This is a genomic window from Flammeovirga kamogawensis (assembly GCF_018736065.1).
GTDB classification, from domain to species: Bacteria; Bacteroidota; Bacteroidia; order Cytophagales; family Flammeovirgaceae; genus Flammeovirga; species Flammeovirga kamogawensis.
On the sequence record NZ_CP076128.1, the window covers coordinates 354,323 to 372,560 of the forward strand.

Below are 18,238 nucleotides of genomic sequence, written 5' to 3' on the forward strand. Positions count from 1 at the left end.
AAACACATGGACAAATATTCCTACATCGCAAACGCTCATGGCGACTACATTGAACAAATGTACGAGGCATTCAAGCAAGATCCAGATTCAATTGATGAATCATGGAAACGATTTTTTGAGGGGTTTGAATTTTCTTTAGAAAAATTCGGAGAGAACCCTGAGTTAGATGCTAAAACAAACTCAAACGGAACAAGCAAACCTGTAGCTGGTGGCATTTCTGAAGAAATGTTACAAAAAGAAGTTGCAGTAAGACAACTGATCAATGCATTTAGATCAAGAGCTCACTTATTATCTGATACGAACCCTGTTCGTAAACGTAAAGATAGACATGCTCGTCTAGAATTAGAAGACTTCGGTTTATCTAACGCAGATCTTTCAACAACTTTCTCAGCAGGTTCTTATTTAGGAATGGGATCTGCAACGCTAAAAGACATTCTAGCAAGATTAAAGCAAGTTTATTTCGGTCATATCGGTTTTGAATTTATGTCAATCCGTGAACCAGAAGTGTTATCTTGGATTCAGAATAAAATCGAAAATGAGTATCCTGCTCATGATTTTTCTCCTGAAGATAAAAAGAGAATACTTGGTAAACTGAATGAAGCTGTAGTATTTGAAAACTTCTTGCATACAAAATTTGTAGGCCAGAAGAGATTCTCATTAGAAGGTGGTGAATCTTCTATTGTAGCATTAGATACTGCAATTTTCACAGGTGCTGAATTAGGAGTTGAAGAAGTAGTAATAGGTATGGCACACCGTGGTCGTCTAAATGTATTGACGAACGTGATGGGTAAAACTTATGAAGAAGTTTTCAACGAATTTGAAGGTCAAGCAGTTCCTGATGAAACGATGGGAGATGGTGATGTTAAATATCACTTAGGATTCTCATCTCAAATAGAAACTCATAATGGTAAGAAAGTACGTCTTGATTTATCACCTAACCCTTCTCACTTAGAAGCAGTTGATCCTGTAGTTTTAGGTGTAGTTAGAGCAAAGGTAGATTCTATCTATGATAATGACTCTAAGCGTATACTTCCAATCTTAATACATGGTGATGCGGCAATCGCTGGTCAAGGTATTGTTTATGAAACAGTACAAATGTCTAACTTAGATGGTTACGGAGTAGGTGGTACTATCCACTTTGTAATTAACAACCAAGTTGGATTTACTACAGACTTTGATGATGCTCGTTCTTCTATTTACTGTACAGACGTATCTCAATTAATTGAGTCGCCTGTGTTGCATGTAAACGGAGATCACCCAGAAGAAGTAGCTTATGCTATGAAATTGGCTGTTGAATTTAGACAACGTTACAACAGAGATATCTTTGTAGATATGGTATGTTACCGTCGTCATGGTCATAACGAAGCAGATGAGCCAAAATTCACGCAGCCAAAGTTATATAACATCATTGCGAAGCATCAAAACCCTCGTGAAATTTTCTTCAAGAAATTAGTTGAAAAAGGAGAGTTTGATGCCCAACTTGCTAAACAAATGGATAAAGAGTTCCGTCGTTTATTGCAAGATCGTTTAAATGAAGTTAGACAACATCCGCTTCCATATAGACCTCAAGAATTAGAGATCCAATGGAAACAATTAAAACGTGGTAAAGAAGCAGATTTTGATGAATCTCCAGATACGTCAATCTCTAAGACTACTATAGAAGCAGTCGGACATGCTTTAACAACTGTACCAGAAGGTTTTAAACCTCTTAAACAAATTGACAAGTTAATTACTGAGCGTAAAGAAATGTTCTTCGATAAGAAGGTATTTAATTGGGCTGCAGCAGAATTATTAGCTTATGGTTCAATTTTGTTAGACGGTAAAATTGTTCGTTTATCTGGGCAGGATGTTCAACGTGGTACTTTCTCACATAGACATGCAGTCTTAAATGATGCAGAGACTAACGAGAAATACAACAGTTTACAACATATAAGTAAGCTTCAAGGACATTTCTACATTTATAATTCATTATTGTCTGAATACGGTGTTTTAGGTTTTGAGTATGGCTATGCTATGGCAAACCCTAGTGCTTTAACAATTTGGGAAGCTCAATTCGGAGACTTCTCTAATGGTGCACAGACAATGATTGACCAGTTTATTACATCTGGTGAAAGTAAATGGGGGAGAAGTAACGGACTTATAATGTTACTTCCTCACGGTTATGAAGGTCAAGGACCAGAGCATTCGAATGCTCGTCCAGAAAGATACTTGCAATTGGCAGCTCAATACAATATTGTAGTGGGTAATTTCACAACTCCAGCTAACTTCTTCCATGCAATAAGAAGACAGTTGACTTGGGACTTTAGAAAGCCTTTAATTGTAATGACACCAAAATCAATGCTTCGTCACCCTAAGTGTATCTCTGCTGAAGAAGATTTCACAAAAGGTAAATTTGAAGAAGTATATGATGATGTACTTGTGAAAGATCCTAAGAAAGTTGAGAAAGTACTAATGTGTACTGGTAAAATTTATTACGATCTTTTAGAACGCAAGGAAAAGGAAAATAGAGACGATGTTGCTATTGTTAGGGTTGAACAAATCCATCCTTTCCCAGAGAAAAAAGTAAATAAAATTTTGAAAAGATATTCGAACCGTAAATCATTGAAATGGGTACAAGAAGAACCTGTTAATATGGGATACTGGACGTTTATCATGAGAGCATTCAGAAACGAAGAAGAGTTGATTAAGATGAAATTGGTTTCTCGTAAGCCAAGTGCTTCTCCTGCAACAGGTTTCCCTAAGGTTCACAAAACTGAATTGGAAAGAATCGTTTCTGTAGCATTCGATAAAGAGGACTTATAATAAAAGAACTGTTATGATTATCAAAGAAGTAACCTTTAATTCACCTGAGCACAAATTGGCGGTTAATTTACGTAGCGACGTTTTACGTAAACCACTTGGCTTAGAATTTTCAGAAGAAGAATTGTCTGAAGAATTTGATAGCTATCATTTAGTAGCTATGAATGATGCAGACGAGGTTGTTGCTTGCCTAGTATTGAAACCAATTTCTCCTCAGGAAATTAAAATGAGACAAGTTGCCGTGAGGGATGATCAGAGAGGTAAAGGGTTAGGCTCTTTGATGGTTCAGTTTAGTGAAATTTTTGCATTTGATAATGGATTTGAATCAATGACATTACACGCAAGAGAAGTAGCTGAGAAATTCTACAACAAATTAGATTACGAAAAAGTAGGAGATTTGTTTGAAGAAGTAGGTATTCCTCATTATAAATTCAAAAAGAAATTAGTCTAGAACTCTAGCGATTAATATCGCAAAAAAATATAAAACTATGAGCTTACAAATGAATGTTCCAGCTGTAGGTGAGTCAATCACTGAAGTAACTGTCGCAAGATGGTTAAAGGAAGATGGAGAAGCAGTTGAATTAGATGATGTGCTTTGTGAACTAGAATCAGACAAAGCTACATTTGAGTTAGTTGCTGAAGGAGATGGTATTTTAAAAATTGCTCCAGAAGCAGAAGAAGATGCAGTACTAGAAATTGGTGCTTTATTGTGTACAATTGAACAAGGTGAAGGAGCTCCTAAAAAAGCGTCAACTTCAACAGATGAAGCGGCTCCGGTAGCTGCATCAGAAGGACCAAAAGCAACTGGTCAAGTGTTGGAAATGGTAGTGCCTACAGTTGGAGAATCAATTACTGAAGTTACAATTGCATCATGGGCTAAAGAAGATGGTGATTTTGTAGAATTAGATGATCTACTTTGCGAAATCGAATCTGATAAAGCTACATTCGAATTAACTGCTGAAGAGTCTGGTATTCTAAGAATCATTGCTCAAGAAGATGAAACATTAGAAATCGGTGCTCCAATTTGTAAAATTGAAGTAATGGAAGGTGGTGCTCCTCAAGCAGTAGCAACATCTTCTTCTGTAGAAGCAACTCCTTCTGCACAAACATCTTCAGATACAACTTATGCAACTGGTCATGCATCTCCTGCTGCTGCTAAAATTTTAGCAGAAAGAGGTATTGATGTTGCCTCTGTAAAAGGTACTGGTGTTGATGGTCGTATCACTAAAGAAGATGCAGAGAAAGCTCAAAAAGTAGCAGCACCTGCAGCTTCAAAAGCTAAGAAAGAAACTGCAGCTCCTTCTGCTCCTGCTCCAGTAGCGGGTGAAAGAGCTCAACGAAGAGAAAAAATGACAGCTTTACGTAAGACTGTAGCTCGTCGTTTAGTTTCAGTGAAGAATGAAACAGCTATGTTGACTACCTTCAACGAGGTAGATATGAAGCCAGTGATGGATCTTCGTAAGAAATACAAAGAGATGTTTAAAGACAAGCATGAAATCGGTTTAGGTTTTATGTCATTCTTTACAAAAGCAGTAACTGTGGCATTACAAGAATGGCCTGCAGTAAATGCATTTATTGATGGAAATCAATTAGTGTATAATGATTATGCAGATGTTTCTATTGCAGTTTCAGCTCCTAAAGGGTTAGTTGTTCCAGTAATTAGGAATGCTGAATCTTTAAGCTTAGCAGCTATCGAGAAAGAAGTGAGAAGATTAGCACTTAAGGCTCGTGATAACAAATTGACTATACCAGAAATGGAAGGAGGTACATTTACTATTACAAATGGTGGTGTATTTGGGTCTATGTTATCAACGCCAATTATTAATGCTCCACAATCGGCAATTTTAGGTATGCACAATATCGTAGAACGCCCGGTAGCAATTAATGGTGAGGTTCAAATTCGTCCAATCATGTATGTTGCTCTTTCTTATGATCACCGTATTATTGATGGTCGTGAATCAGTAAGCTTCTTGAAACGAGTGAAAGAACTTCTTGAAGATCCAATCAGATTATTATTAGACGTTTAATCGTTTAAACTAATCTCTTTTATAAACAAACAAATTAAAGGGGTGTTGGAGGGTTAAAATTTCAACATTCCTTTTTACATAAAAAACCCTTTTTAAGGATAATTATGACTTACGATTTAACAGTAATTGGTTCAGGTCCTGGTGGATATATAGCAGCAATCCGTGCTTCTCAACTTGGGATGAAAGTAGCCTTAATCGAAAAATATTCAACATTAGGAGGTACATGTTTAAATGTTGGATGTATTCCATCAAAAGCATTACTTGATTCTTCGGAATTATATCATCAAGCAGTACACCGATTTTCAGATCATGGTTTAGAAGTTGAAACTCCTAAAATTGATTTTGGTAAAATGATCGGAAGAAAAGGTGAAGTAGTAAAACAAACTACAGATGGTATTGCCTTTTTAATGAAAAAAAATAAAATTGATGTTCTTCAAGGTTTTGGTTCTTTTGTAGATAAAAATACAATCAAGATTGAAGGAGAAGAATCAAAAATTATCAATACTAAAAATACTGTAATAGCAACGGGTTCTAAACCTGTTATGTTACCGTTTATTGAGTTTGATAAGAAAAGAGTTATCACTTCAACTGAAGCTTTAGAATTAAAAGAAATTCCAAAACACTTAATCGTAATTGGTGGTGGTGTTATTGGTTTAGAACTAGGTTCTGTTTATGCTCGTTTAGGTGCTGAAGTTACAGTAGTAGAATATGCAGATGCGTTAATTCCTACTATGGATGTTTCTTTAGGAAAAGAAATGCAGAAAGTACTTAAAAAAGAAGGGTTTAAGTTTAACTTAAAAACTAAAGTAGAATCTGTTAAAGTAGAAGGTGAAGAAGTTGTTGTTAAAGCAACTGACAAAAAAGGGAAAGAAATTGAAATTAAAGGTGATTACTGTTTAGTTTCAATTGGTCGTCGTCCATATACTGATAAGCTTAATTTTGAAGCTATTGGTGGTAAAATGGATGAAAGAGGACGTATAGATGTAAATGATCATTTAGAGACTTCTGTAGAAGGTGTATACGCAATTGGTGATGTTGTTAAAGGAGCAATGTTAGCACACAAAGCAGAAGAGGAAGGTGTTTATGTAGCTGAACGCATGAACGGACAAAAACCACATATCAATTATAAATTGATTCCAGGTGTTGTTTATACATGGCCAGAAGTTGCATCTGTAGGTTACACAGAGCAAGAGCTAAAAGAATCTAAAAGAGCTTACAAAGCAGGTTCTTTCCCATTCAGAGCATCAGGTAGAGCGAGAGCGTCTATGGATATTGATGGTTTGGTAAAAGTTCTTGCAGATAAAGAAACAGATGAAATCTTAGGTATGCATATTATTGGGCCTCGTGCTGCTGATATGATATCTGAAGGGGTTGTAGCAATGGAATTCAGAGCGTCTGCTGAAGATATATCTAGAATGTCGCATGCACATCCAACTTACTCTGAAGCAATCAAAGAAGCTTGTTTAGCTGCTACAGACGATAGAGCATTGAATATGTAATATCTATTTGATAAATAATGGAAGGTGTTTTAGAAGTGAAAACTTTTAAAACACCTTTTTTTGATTCAAATTTTCTGTTTAGATATAAAAAAACCATCTAATTCTAAATTAGATGGCTTCTTTATCAAATATAAAATTTGACTATTCAGCATCAGCAGGTGCCGGAGCAGTTTCTGCTGGAGTTTCTTGTGCTGGTAGAGTTGTAGGAGCTGGCATTTCTTGAGCACTCTCGATGCTCGAAGAAGTTTGAACATTAGCAGTCTTGTCATTAGGAATAAACACGTTTACTCCAATTGAAAGTACGGCTAATGAAATGATCAAGATCCAAGTCGCGTTTTCAATCCACGAAGATGCTCTTCTTGCACCCATCATCGAACTACTTGCAGCGCCCATGTCACCTGTAAGACCACCACCTTTTGAATCCTGAGCTAATACTACTAAAATTAGTAGAACAGCGATTATAATAATCAGGATTATAAAAAAGTACATCATCGTATTAAAATATTATGCTTGTTAAATCAATTCTGTTTCAAGAATTCAATCCGTTCTGCAAAGAAACTAGCTTTATTTGGATTTTTCAAGATAAGATGTTGATAAATTGATATTGCCTCATCTTTTTTACCTTGTTTTTCCAATAACTTAGCAAAACTTTCCGTTTGCGGAGAAGAAAAGGGTTGAGTTGAACTTTCAGAAAGGTCAATTGTACTCTTTTCGTCGCCTGAATTATTTTTTGTTTGTGAAGTAATACCTGGTGAATCCGAAATAAATTTATCTATTATCTCTTTTTGATGCGATGTGTTTCCTGTTGAATTAGGTGCAAATTGATTAAAATCGATGATGTTTAAATCATCCATTTTTTCAGTGCTTTTTACATAATCACTTTCATTTGCAGTTTCGTCGGCTAATTCACTAGTATAAATTGGAAACTCGGTATCAATAGGCTTAATCTCAATATTTTCTTTATTACTAAATGCTAAAATGTCAGAATCAATATCTTCTTCTTTTGATAATTCATCAATAATATCTTCTTCTGCTTTATTTTTAGTTTCTAAGAAGCCCTTAAAACGATCTAACATTTCATCAGAACTCATTAGGTCATCTTCACTTTTACTATCAATAGAAGGTGTAGATATAGAATGGTTTGGCTCTATTTCTTCTTCTTCAGTAATTACTTCATTTGTAGAATTAACTGAAGTTTCTTCATCTATATCAATCCCTTGAGAAATCTTTGCTAATTCAGCAAGTATTTCATCGGCAATGCTAGTAGAAACTACAGATTCCTCTTCAACTGCTATTGTACTGTTCTCTTCAAGGTCATGAAGTATTTTCTCTTCAAGATCAGAAGGCTCATCAATTGTCTCTTTAATTTTCTCTTCAACAGGAGTTGGAGTAACTATTGAGTCATCTTTAATTTCTTCTGTTTGAATTTCGTTTTCTACTTCCTCTTTATCCACCACTATTGGGACTTCTTCTACAACTTCATTAGATAGTAAGTCAATAGTTTCTAAATCATTGTCTTCAAAATCTATTTCAGATGTTGTAGGAAGATTTACATTACTATCAAAAGTAGTATTTAAAAAAGCTTGCAAAGAAGGTCTGTGTGAAACATAAGCAGCAGCACTTTTTACGTATTCATCCTCGCCATCATTGGCTTTTGCAAGTAAAACTCTTAAAGCAGAAAAATACGGATATTTTTCTATTGCTTTTTTTATCTCTTCTGCATCTTTTTCAGATACATTTGAAGGATTCCGTAACCAAGTGTTGATATGTATATTCACTTTAGTAGTAAGATCGAAGTAATAGGGGATAAGTCATATATTTGGATAAGAAATTAAGCATTATAATTTCCATATCCAAATATAAGGTTTTTCTTTTACCAATCAGCTAATGCAGCTTGGAATGTATCTGTAATAATTTGAGTAAAGATTACATCAATTGCCTCAGATTCTACATCCTGAACGTTTTGGTTACCTGGGAAATCATAGAAAAATGAAAATCCCTTGTCAAAACTTTTTTCATCATCAAAGTTGTTGATAAAGTTAGTTTTAACTGTTATAGTAAGACGTTGTTGTTCTGTCTGTTGTTGCTCTCCACCACCTGGTGAAATTGGCGTCACTCTGTACCCAGTTACTGCTCCACTAAACTCTATATCACCTTTTAAACCTTGAGGTGCAGCAACTAAACTTGTATTTCTAAGAATATATTGCGTCAATTCATCTGTAAATGTAAAGGCCATTGTAGATGGACCATCAGAAGCTTCATTAGTGTACGGTTCTACAGAGAATGTTTTAATATTTGGGTCAATATTAACTCCAGAAAATGTAAAACGGACTCCAGTACATGCTGAAAGGGCTAAAATGGGTAAAACGATAAGTTTTATAAGCCAACTTTTCATATTATTCATCAAGTTCGTATTGTTTAATTTTTCGATATAAAGTGCGTTCTGAGATACCTAAATCTTGTGCAGCGTACTTTCTTTTATTATTATTTTTTTGCAAAGCCTTTATTATTAACTCTTTTTCTTTCTTTTCGATTGATAAAGATTCTTCTTCAGGTTTTACTTCAACTACTTTGTCTAAATCATAGGTTTTATTTCCATAATTATCAGTCTCATTGTTTGTAATGATAACAGGGTTGTCATTATTAATAGGAGTTTCTGATGGTGTATCGAAATTGTAATTAGCAGGAGGTTGCGTTGGACGGACAGTAATAGCTGTTTCTGAGGAGGTTGGAATGTCATCCATCACACTACTAAACAATTTAGAATTTTCAGCTAAAACTGTACTAGCATTTTTCTTTCCTTGTGCTAATTGAATTACAATTTTTTTGAGATCATTCATGTCCTGACGCATATCAAAGAGAACTTTATAAAGTAAATCTCTTTCATTTAATGATTTATCGTCGTTGTCCATTACTAACAATTGGTTATTCACCTGAGGTAAGTAACGTTTCATTGTATCTCCTGTAACTAACCTGTCTAATTCTAAAGCAGACATTTGTTCTGCTAAATTTTTTAACTGACGGATATTTCCAGGGAATGCAAAATTGATAAGGATTTGTTTTGCTTCGGGTGTAAGTGCTAAAGGTTTTACATGGTATTGCTCTGCAAAATCTGTAGCAAATTTCCTGAAAAGTAACTCAATATCATTTCCTCTTTCTCTTAAAGGAGGAACTTTAATAGGTACAGTATTTAAACGGTAATAAAGGTCTTCTCTAAATTTACCTTTTTGTACATTTTTTAAGAGATTGACATTTGTTGCAGCAACAACGCGTACATCAGTCTTTAGTACTTTAGACGAACCAACTCTAATAAATTCTTTATTTTCTAATACCCTTAAAAGTCGAGCTTGAGTTTCGATAGGCATTTCACCAATTTCATCTAAGAAAATCGTTCCTCCATCGGTTACTTCAAAGTAACCTTTTCTAGCTTCATTAGCTCCTGTAAATGATCCTTTTTCATGACCAAATAATTCGGAGTCAATTGTGCCCTCTGGTATAGCACCACAGTTTATAGCAATAAATTTTCCGTGTTTACGAGAGCTAAGTTGATGTATAATTTTAGAAAATGATTCTTTTCCAGAACCACTTTCTCCAGTTATCATTACAGTAAGGTCTGTTGCAGCTACTTGTATAGCTACTTGTATAGCATGATTTAAACTAGGAGCATTGCCTATTATTCCAAATCGTTGCTTGATTGATAAAATTTCTCTGTTTTCCATAAATGGGGAGAACTGATTAGATCACATGACTATTTGTCATGACAAAATTACAAAAATAAAGATGAATCGAAAAAATAACAACAAGTCTTTTTTGAAATTTTCTTTTATTAAGAAGGTGTAAAAAAAATATAATAAAATTTAAAAGATGACTTTTCTTATCAATCGGTTGCGTTTATATGGATTACTTTTGTGAAACAAATGCTGTATGTCTAATTATCAATTTTATTATCTGTTCAAATTATGCCGAATCAAGTAAAATCTATCAAGTTATTGGTTGGTCTTTGCCTCAATAAGAACATGTCTTTCCAAAATATTTCTAAGCTTTTGGGTATCCCAGTTTCATCTTATGATATCAATTCTATAGTTGAGAAGTACTCAGAAAAGGGTTATTTAAGTGATATAAATATTAGCCCTAAAGGAACTTTCGCAAATTTAACCTCTAGTGGGATAGAGTACACATCTGAGGTGATTCAGAATAAAAATGTGGAAGTAGCTTATTAGTAAAAGATAAAATATCAAAAATAAAGGGTTATTCATTTTACTGTGAATAACCCTTTTGAGTTTTATCTACAATTTCTTCTAACCTGGTATAAGGCTTCTGGGTTACCTTGTTTAGCAGATAATTTCCAATAAATACATGCTTTCTCATTATCATGTTTGCTTAGGAAATAATGCCATCCTAAATGATAATTTGCAATTGCCTTTGTTGTTGGGTTATCAACTGCTGTTAATAAATATTCTTCTGATAAATTATATTGTCTGTCGTTCTGAAGAGCAATTCCACATCTTAAAATAGATTGGGTTTTATAATTATCATTATTCATACTTATCTCAAAACACTTTGCTGCATCGTCATAATCATGTGATAATTCATTAAGTGTTCTCCCAAGCCAATAATTAACTGCTGTGTTATTTTTATCCTTTTTAAGGATTTCTTTAAAAGTAGCTATAGCCTTTGTTTTATTCTTTATATTAAAATAAGCACGCCCTAAGTAATAATTAATATCGTTATCAAAAGATGAATTTTGATTGTTATTTAATTCTTCCTTTAATGCTAAAAGCTCATTAATACCTGTTTTTTCTTTCTGATCAACAATTAGTAATGCAGAGAAAATTATTTTACTTTCTGTATAAGCATCATATTCTGAAAGTAATTGAGCATCGCTTAAAGCTTTATTTGTATTTAAAACTTCAAGGTTTGTTTTGGCATTAGCGTACGCTTCTGCCGCCAGTTTGCTCTGGCGATCGACGAAAAAAGAAATAACACCAACCATAATAGCAACGTAACCCGCTACCATTGCAGGAATATATTTTTTCCTGTTTTTCTTGTTAGATTTCTTTTCTTCTTGTACACTTTCTTTGTACTCTTCTCTTTTTGCTTGAAAACGTTCGCTCCTACGATTTTCTTCTCTTGAAGTTCTAGAAGGAGGAGGGGTACTAGGTGTAGTTGTGTTATAAATGTTTGTTGATGAAAATACACTTCCTTGATCATAATGAAACTTTTTACTATCATCAGATAGTGTATTGTAAGCCTCATTAATTAGTTTAAATTTATCTTCACTTAATGGGTCATTTCCTGCTACATCAGGATGGTATTTTTTTGCAAGGGATAAATAAGCTTTTTTTATCTGACGTTTGTCAGCTTTCTTATCAACTCCTAAAATGTTGTAAAAATTGCTCATACTTAAAAGTTTAACCTATAATTACTAAGTAGTTCAAGTAGCATTTATAAATGTATGAATTGATACATCTAATAATTAATTAGACTATTATAGATCGTCAAAACTACTATTTTTTGATGATAAATGTTGATCGTTCAACAAATTATTTAATTATCTAAGGTTTTATTAGGTAAAGAATAGAGTTAAGATGTAGAATTAACTTCTACATCTTAACTATTAATGATTTAATAGGAAGCTGAAGTCATCTTTAGGTGTAAGTTCATAGGGTTCTTTACCTTGTATGAATATCCTAGCAGATAATTCTCCTTCAAGAACTATACTATTTCCATTAACTTTAAGCCAAGATCCTTCTCTTAAACCAACAACAACTTGTGAATTATATGTGTGGAATTCTTTAATTCTTGTTTCTCTAGTTTCACCCATATGCTTAGAATTAGGATCAGGATCTAAGTAATGTGGGTTTAAATTAAAAGGAACTAACGCTAATGCATTTAGAGATGTAGGGTGTGCAATAGGCATGTCATTCGTAGTGTTTATGGTTAAACCAGTAATATTAGAACCTGCACTAGTTCCCATATACCTCATACCTATCTTTACTCTAGATTGAATTGTTTTAATTAGATCTAACTTCTGTAACTGATCTAACAAAACAAATGTATTTCCTCCTCCAGTAAAAACTCCCTTAGCTGTTAAAAGAGCATTTTTTGGATTGTCAAATTCATGTAAACCTCTCATTTTGAAGCCTAGTTCATTGAATTTCTTTTTAGCTATTGCCGTGTATTCACTATGAGTAATCCCACCAGGTCTAGCATAGGGTATAAAGATTACTTCATCAACACCCATAAAGAACTGCTTAATTGTATCTTCGCAATAACCTAAGTAGCCATTGCCGTGAACAGTTGATGTGCTAACGATTAATAAATTTCTGTTATTCATGATAATGGGAAATAGGTTTAGGCTGTTACAAAAAATCTTTTTAACCAAGATTGATCAGCTTCAATGATCCATCTTTTTCTATAATCACCAAGTGATTGTATCGTATTGTCAAATATCTTAGTAGTATTCGTAATAGTTTCATTAGCAATCATTGCTTTTGCTTCAGATAACTTAAATGTAGAAACTTTATCATTAACTAAATATGCAACATTTGTTCTTTCAAAAAGTGATACTTTAAGTAGCGTCTCAATTTGCTTGACAACTCCAACACATTTATCAATAGAGCATCCAGAAGCACTATGTGCATTTTCATCAACAGTAATAATAATGAATTGATTATACTGTACATCAAAACTTGCATTTAAATCACTACCATGTGCATTCCAAGATTCTATAAAAGGTAGAAGTGATTGTTTGATAAGACCAACTTCTTGATCGTTAAAAGCACGATTTGATTGATATATCCAAATTTTAGAATCGTCTGAAAGTGAATTTATTGATTTGTACATATTGTATTTTTTTAATTTTTTGCAATATACTACGTATGAACGAAGAATAGTAGGTAGTAGATTAACTTTTTCTTTTGATGTACAACAGTGTAAGTTTTTCCATAAAAAAAGGACACCTTTTAGGTATCCTTTTAAATAATTTGAATTGGTATATATTATAATCCTTTTGAAGTTGCCACAAGTTCTGCTATATCCATCACTTGAACATCTTTCTCTTTTTCTTTGTTTTTGATGCCATCGCCAATCATTGTCATACAAAATGGACAACCTACGGCAACTACTTCAGCTCCGGTGCCAATAGCTTCTTCTGTACGTTCAATGTTAATGTCTTTATTTCCTTTTTCAGGTTCTTTAAACATTTGAGCACCTCCAGCACCACAGCATAAGCCATTTGTTTTGCAGCGTTTCATCTCCACTAAATCAGCATCTAATGCTTCTAAAACGCTCCTTGGAGCTTCATAAACATCATTTGCTCTGCCAAGATAACAAGAGTCGTGGAATGTAACTTTTTTACCTTTAAATGCTTCACCACCAGCTACAGATAATCTACCTTCATTAATAAGACTCTGTAAAAATTGAGAATGATGCATAACTTCATAGTTACCTCCTAAAGCTGGATATTCATTCTTAATTGTATTAAAGCAGTGTGGGCATGCAGTTACAATTTTTTTGATCTCATAAGCATTTAAAACTTCAATGTTTTGCATTGCTTGCATTTGAAATAAAAATTCATTTCCAGCTCTTCTAGCAGGATCACCTGTACAACTTTCTTCAGGTCCTAAAACTGCAAAATTTACATTTACTTCATTTAAAATTTTCACAAATGCTGTTATAACTCTTTTATATCTATCATCATATGAACCTGCACAGCCTACCCAAAATAAAACTTCAGGGTGTTTCCCTTGTTCTACCATTTCGGCCATTGTTGGTACTTTTAGAAAATTAGTATCTGCCATATTTAAAGTATTGTCTTTAGTAAAATTTTAGGTTATGCGTTTTCTTTCTCTGTTACTGTTTTTTTAATTTCTTGGGTTCTGAGTTCTTCTCCCCATTTAAAACGATCACTAGCTGAGAAAGCCCATGGAGCTTGATTGTTCTCAATGTTATTGAACACCATATTCCATTCTTGTGGAGTTGATGATTCTTCCATTGCAACATAACGTCTCATGTCTAAAATAATTCCTAGTGGATCTATATTAATAGGACAAGCTTCAGTACAAGCATTACATGATGTACATGCCATTAATTCTTCCTTAGTGATGAAATCGCCATATAAACTCTTTCCATCGTCTTGGAATGTACCACCATTGCTATCTATGTTTTTTCCTATTTCTTCAGCTCTATCTCTAACGTCCATCATCACCTTTCTAGGAGATAATTTTTTACCTGTTATGTTAGCAGGACATTGTGAAGTACAACGGCCACATTCAGTACAAGAATAAGCATTCATCACATTTCTCCATGTCAAATCTTGAACATCTTTTGCTCCAAAAGTTGGCATTTCATCAGAGTCTCCAGTATCAGTAGTTTCAACTGGCATTCCTAACATAATTTTCACTTCATTGGTTACTGAATCCATATTCGTCATTTCACCTTTAGGTTCCATTTTTGCAAAATATGTATTTGGGAATGCAAGGAAAATGTGAAGGTGTTTTGAATAAGTGATGTATACAGAAAAAGCAAAAATACCTATTATATGTACCCACCAAGCACTTCTTTCAATAGCCACTAAGGTTGTTTCAGAAAGTCCACTAAATATTGGAACTAAGAATTGGCTTATAGCAAATGTTCCTATTGCTGGGTAATGTGAGTTCCCCATTGTTTGAAGAACAGCATCTGCAGCATTCATAGAAAAAAGCATTGTCATTAAAATGATTTCTGCATATAAAATGATATTAGCATCTCTATAAGGCCAACCTTTCATTTCTGCCATATGAAAACGAGGAATGCGTAAGGCATTTCTACGGATCAAGAAAATAAAACATGAAACCGTAACAAGTAATGCCATGATTTCGAAGAAGCTGGCTAGAAAATGATAAATTCCAGAAGGAATAACTGCAGCAAATATTCTGTGTTGTCCTGTTAACCCATCGATTACAATTTCTAGAACTTCAATATTAATTAATAAAAACCCTGCATAAACTGCAAAGTGCATTAATCCTACAACCGGTCTGTCGAACATTTTTTGTTGCCCAAAAGCAAGACGGAACATGTTGGCAAATCGTTTATTAGAATCGCCTTTAATTTCTAGGTCTTTTCCTAGTTTAATGTTTCTGTAAATGAATCTAGCTCTCTTGGTTACCAAATAACCTGTTAAACCGATTGCGGCTACAAATAATAGTTGTTGCACAATCTGTATCATAGTGTTTAAAAAGTTTCTGTGTGTGTTTATTGATCTCTTACTAAATAACTCTACATACATTAAATTTGTTATGCTTGCAGAGTATTTTATGCTAATAAAGTAGATTTAAAGCGGATTTACAAATATTTATTCTACTTGATTAAGATTTAATTTAGCTGATATTAGTGAGTAAATTTAGTTTTTGATTAAAAATAGCGTCTTTATCACACTTATTTTGAATGATTCTAAATATGAATATTCATTCATTTAATTGTTTGATATTAATATCTATAGCCAAATTGTAGTTTAAACTCACTTCTAATATTACTAATGATTTTCTTGTTTGTGCACTTTGTATTTCATTTTTACATCTAATTATCCATTTAGAATAGAGGAATCTGATACTTCTACTAATTGCAGTATTTAAAGATAAAAGCGGTAAAGATTTTATTTGTTTATTGAAAATCATGGTAATTCTCGTTTCATTAATAATACAGCATATCAACGTTCTAATTTCTTAAAAGAGGATTAAGATGCTAGCTACTGTGTGTTCACTACTATTTATTGCTTAAATTGGTGGACTTTCAAATTTCAACTATCTAACATGAAAAATATTTTATTTAAATTCCAATTAATATATTTATTGCTTTTGATTACAAATTTATCTCATGGACAACCTCCAAAGTGGGAAGTAATCACAGAAAAAGATTATAGTTCTAAAAAATTACATTATTCAGATTATGTATACGATCCTAATGTTAGAACTGTGCAATTATATGCAAATGGAGGATCGAGAACAATACCTCAATTAAATACTCCTGTTGTTAGTTTAGATAGGCAATTTCCATTAACATTAGAGTTTGATGTTTTTGGTGATGATGCTGATTATTTTGAAGCTACATTAGTACATTGTAATAGAGACTGGACACCTTCAGAAATTCAATCAATTGAGTTCATGAAAGAATTTAACTCTTTTAAGTTGAACACCTTTGACTTTTCAATGAATACAAGGGTACCGTATGTTCATTTTAAATTTACCCTTCCAAGGGTTAAACTATCTGGAAATTATTTATTAAAAGTATATAGAGAGGGAAATGAGGGTGATTTAATAATTACTAAACGTTTTATAGTTTATGAAGGTACAGCAACTGTAATGCCCAAAATAGTTGATATGAAAGGTAGTAATAGAAGGTATATGCAACAGATTGATTTTACAGTCAATTATGGAAACTTAACTGTAGTGAATGCTAAACGAGATTTCTCTGTAAATATTTTACAAAATGGGAGATGGGATAATGCTACTGTTGGGTTACTACCTAGATTTATAAAAGGACATGAGCATATTTTAGATTATTCTTATTATGATGGTGAAAATGCCTTTCTAGGGAGCAATGAATTTAGAGTATTCGAAATAGGTAGTTTAAACGGGGGAGGAGCTGAAGTTTCAAGTACTGATAGAATGAAAAATTTTAATAGAGTACGGTTACATAAAGATTTAGTTAGAAATGGAAAGTCATTTAACCAACAGCAAAAAGATTATAACGGAGGGTTTGTAATTGGTGTTTTTGGTAAGCCTGATTATTGGATAGAAAGTGATTATATGGAAGTGTTTTTTACTTTACCAATGGAAACACAGGTGGTTGGAGATGTTTATATTTATGGAGCTTTCACTCAATGGCAGCTAAATGAAGAATATAAAATGGTGTATGATAATTCGAAAAAGGCTTACGTTGGTTCTGCTTTAGTAAAACAAGGCAGATATGATTACATGTATACAGTTTTAAACACATCTGCTATGGAGAGAGATGATGTAGCTTTAGAAGGGAGCTTTAATTTGACGAAAAATATGTATGAAATCTTTGTGTATTACAGAGGACCAGGAGATAGAGGGGACAGAGTTGTTGGTTATAGAAAAATAAATACTAATAGATAAAAACATTATTAATAGCATCAAAAAACGCATTTTAAAAAGCTAATTGAAAATAAATAAAATTATTTTTAACTATAATTCGCTGAAAAATAATGTGTTTACATTGGTTAGGATAAAAAAAACACAAAGATACTTGCGTGTTAAACAAAATACCTACACCTTTGCACCGCGTTAAACAAAAATGCTCCTGTTGAAAGGACAATATCGGGATGTAGCATAGTCCGGTTAATGTACCTGGTTTGGGACCAGGGGATCGCAGGTTCGAATCCTGCCATCCCGACTTTAAAGAACTTTTAAAGGATGGTCCGATAGCTCAACTGGATAGAGCAGCTGCCTTCTAAGCAGCAGGTTCCAGGTTCGAGTCCTGGTCGGATCACATTTTTGTTTACGCCTCCTTAATAGGAGGTTCTTATCGGGATGTAGCATAGTCCGGTTAATGTACCTGGTTTGGGACCAGGGGATCGCAGGTTCGAATCCTGCCATCCCGACGATAAAGAACCTTTATAAGGATGGTCCGATAGCTCAACTGGATAGAGCAGCTGCCTTCTAAGCAGCAGGTTCCAGGTTCGAGTCCTGGTCGGATCACAATATAGAAACCTTCCTTTTTGGGAGTTCTTCGGGATGTAGCATAGTCCGGTTAATGTACCTGGTTTGGGACCAGGGGATCGCAGGTTCGAATCCTGCCATCCCGACTTAGAAGAACCTTTAAGGATGGTCCGATAGCTCAACTGGATAGAGCAGCTGCCTTCTAAGCAGCAGGTTCCAGGTTCGAGTCCTGGTCGGATCACTTGTGATT

General features: G+C 33.8%; 15 protein-coding genes and 6 tRNA genes. 12 read left to right on the forward strand and 9 right to left on the reverse strand.

What is annotated here, in order from left to right; translation table 11 throughout:
- Window positions 1-6: 6 nt before the first annotated feature.
- From KM029_RS01395 to lpdA, 4 genes are all read left to right on the forward strand, one after another.
- Window positions 7-2,802, forward strand: coding sequence for a 2-oxoglutarate dehydrogenase E1 component (locus KM029_RS01395; protein WP_144075009.1), 2,796 nt, complete (start codon window positions 7-9; stop codon window positions 2,800-2,802).
- Between the two features lie 13 nt (window positions 2,803-2,815).
- Complete coding sequence (locus KM029_RS01400) at window positions 2,816-3,250, forward strand: GNAT family N-acetyltransferase (RefSeq protein WP_144075010.1); 435 nt, start codon at window positions 2,816-2,818, stop codon at window positions 3,248-3,250.
- Between the two features lie 37 nt (window positions 3,251-3,287).
- Window positions 3,288-4,826, forward strand: a complete 1,539-nt coding sequence (odhB, locus tag KM029_RS01405; RefSeq protein WP_144075011.1) for a 2-oxoglutarate dehydrogenase complex dihydrolipoyllysine-residue succinyltransferase — start codon at window positions 3,288-3,290, stop codon at window positions 4,824-4,826.
- Between the two features lie 104 nt (window positions 4,827-4,930).
- Complete coding sequence (lpdA, locus tag KM029_RS01410; RefSeq protein WP_144075012.1) at window positions 4,931-6,325, forward strand: dihydrolipoyl dehydrogenase; 1,395 nt, start codon at window positions 4,931-4,933, stop codon at window positions 6,323-6,325.
- A 141-nt stretch (window positions 6,326-6,466) separates the two neighbouring features.
- Here lpdA and secG read toward each other — a convergent pair whose 3' ends face one another.
- The 4 genes from secG to KM029_RS01430 all read right to left on the reverse strand — a co-directional run bounded on the left by secG (window position 6,467) and on the right by KM029_RS01430 (window position 10,044).
- Window positions 6,467-6,817, reverse strand: a complete 351-nt coding sequence (gene secG / locus KM029_RS01415) for a preprotein translocase subunit SecG (RefSeq protein WP_144075013.1) — start codon at window positions 6,815-6,817, stop codon at window positions 6,467-6,469.
- A 26-nt stretch (window positions 6,818-6,843) separates the two neighbouring features.
- Entirely contained in the window at window positions 6,844-8,103 is a 1,260-nt protein-coding gene (locus KM029_RS01420) for a hypothetical protein (protein ID WP_144075014.1), read from the reverse strand.
- A gap of 95 nt (window positions 8,104-8,198) precedes the next feature.
- The gene (lptE, locus tag KM029_RS01425; protein ID WP_158631123.1) at window positions 8,199-8,720 is read right to left on the reverse strand and encodes an LPS assembly lipoprotein LptE; all 522 of its coding nucleotides are present in this window, start codon (window positions 8,718-8,720) and stop codon (window positions 8,199-8,201) included.
- A gap of 1 nt (window position 8,721) precedes the next feature.
- On the reverse strand, window positions 8,722-10,044 hold the full coding sequence (locus KM029_RS01430) for a sigma-54 interaction domain-containing protein (RefSeq protein ID WP_144075016.1): 1,323 nt from the start codon (window positions 10,042-10,044) through the stop codon (window positions 8,722-8,724).
- Between the two features lie 240 nt (window positions 10,045-10,284).
- Here KM029_RS01430 and KM029_RS01435 point away from each other — a divergent pair, with 240 nt between their 5' ends.
- Complete coding sequence (locus tag KM029_RS01435; protein WP_144075017.1) at window positions 10,285-10,545, forward strand: hypothetical protein; 261 nt, start codon at window positions 10,285-10,287, stop codon at window positions 10,543-10,545.
- Between the two features lie 62 nt (window positions 10,546-10,607).
- On the opposite strand, the gene KM029_RS01440 is transcribed toward KM029_RS01435, so the two are convergent.
- The 5 genes from KM029_RS01440 to KM029_RS01460 all read right to left on the reverse strand — a co-directional run bounded on the left by KM029_RS01440 (window position 10,608) and on the right by KM029_RS01460 (window position 15,533).
- A complete protein-coding gene (locus KM029_RS01440; RefSeq protein ID WP_144075018.1) occupies window positions 10,608-11,726 on the reverse strand; it encodes a J domain-containing protein in 1,119 nt (372 codons plus the stop codon).
- A 216-nt stretch (window positions 11,727-11,942) separates the two neighbouring features.
- The gene (pepE, locus tag KM029_RS01445; protein WP_144075019.1) at window positions 11,943-12,662 is read right to left on the reverse strand and encodes a dipeptidase PepE; all 720 of its coding nucleotides are present in this window, start codon (window positions 12,660-12,662) and stop codon (window positions 11,943-11,945) included.
- Between the two features lie 17 nt (window positions 12,663-12,679).
- Window positions 12,680-13,171 carry an ABC transporter ATPase gene (locus KM029_RS01450; RefSeq protein ID WP_144075020.1) on the reverse strand — a complete coding sequence of 164 codons (492 nt, stop codon included), beginning with the start codon at window positions 13,169-13,171 and terminating at the stop codon, window positions 12,680-12,682.
- Between the two features lie 155 nt (window positions 13,172-13,326).
- Window positions 13,327-14,127 (reverse strand): (Fe-S)-binding protein, encoded by an 801-nt coding sequence (locus tag KM029_RS01455; protein ID WP_144075021.1) that lies wholly within the window; start codon window positions 14,125-14,127, stop codon window positions 13,327-13,329.
- A gap of 32 nt (window positions 14,128-14,159) precedes the next feature.
- The gene (locus KM029_RS01460; protein ID WP_221465151.1) at window positions 14,160-15,533 is read right to left on the reverse strand and encodes a (Fe-S)-binding protein; all 1,374 of its coding nucleotides are present in this window, start codon (window positions 15,531-15,533) and stop codon (window positions 14,160-14,162) included.
- Between the two features lie 583 nt (window positions 15,534-16,116).
- Between KM029_RS01460 and KM029_RS01465 the strand changes: the two genes are divergently transcribed.
- The 7 genes from KM029_RS01465 (at window position 16,117) to KM029_RS01495 (ending at window position 18,229) form a co-directional block, all read left to right on the forward strand.
- Window positions 16,117-17,445 (forward strand): type IX secretion system plug protein, encoded by a 1,329-nt coding sequence (locus tag KM029_RS01465; RefSeq protein ID WP_144075022.1) that lies wholly within the window; start codon window positions 16,117-16,119, stop codon window positions 17,443-17,445.
- A 202-nt stretch (window positions 17,446-17,647) separates the two neighbouring features.
- Window positions 17,648-17,722, forward strand: a tRNA-Pro gene (locus KM029_RS01470).
- A 22-nt stretch (window positions 17,723-17,744) separates the two neighbouring features.
- Window positions 17,745-17,818, forward strand: a tRNA-Arg gene (locus KM029_RS01475).
- Between the two features lie 37 nt (window positions 17,819-17,855).
- Window positions 17,856-17,930 (forward strand) — tRNA-Pro (locus KM029_RS01480).
- A 23-nt stretch (window positions 17,931-17,953) separates the two neighbouring features.
- Window positions 17,954-18,027: transfer RNA gene (locus tag KM029_RS01485), tRNA-Arg, on the forward strand.
- Between the two features lie 32 nt (window positions 18,028-18,059).
- Window positions 18,060-18,134: transfer RNA gene (locus tag KM029_RS01490), tRNA-Pro, on the forward strand.
- Between the two features lie 21 nt (window positions 18,135-18,155).
- Window positions 18,156-18,229: transfer RNA gene (locus KM029_RS01495), tRNA-Arg, on the forward strand.
- Window positions 18,230-18,238 lie beyond the last annotated feature (9 nt).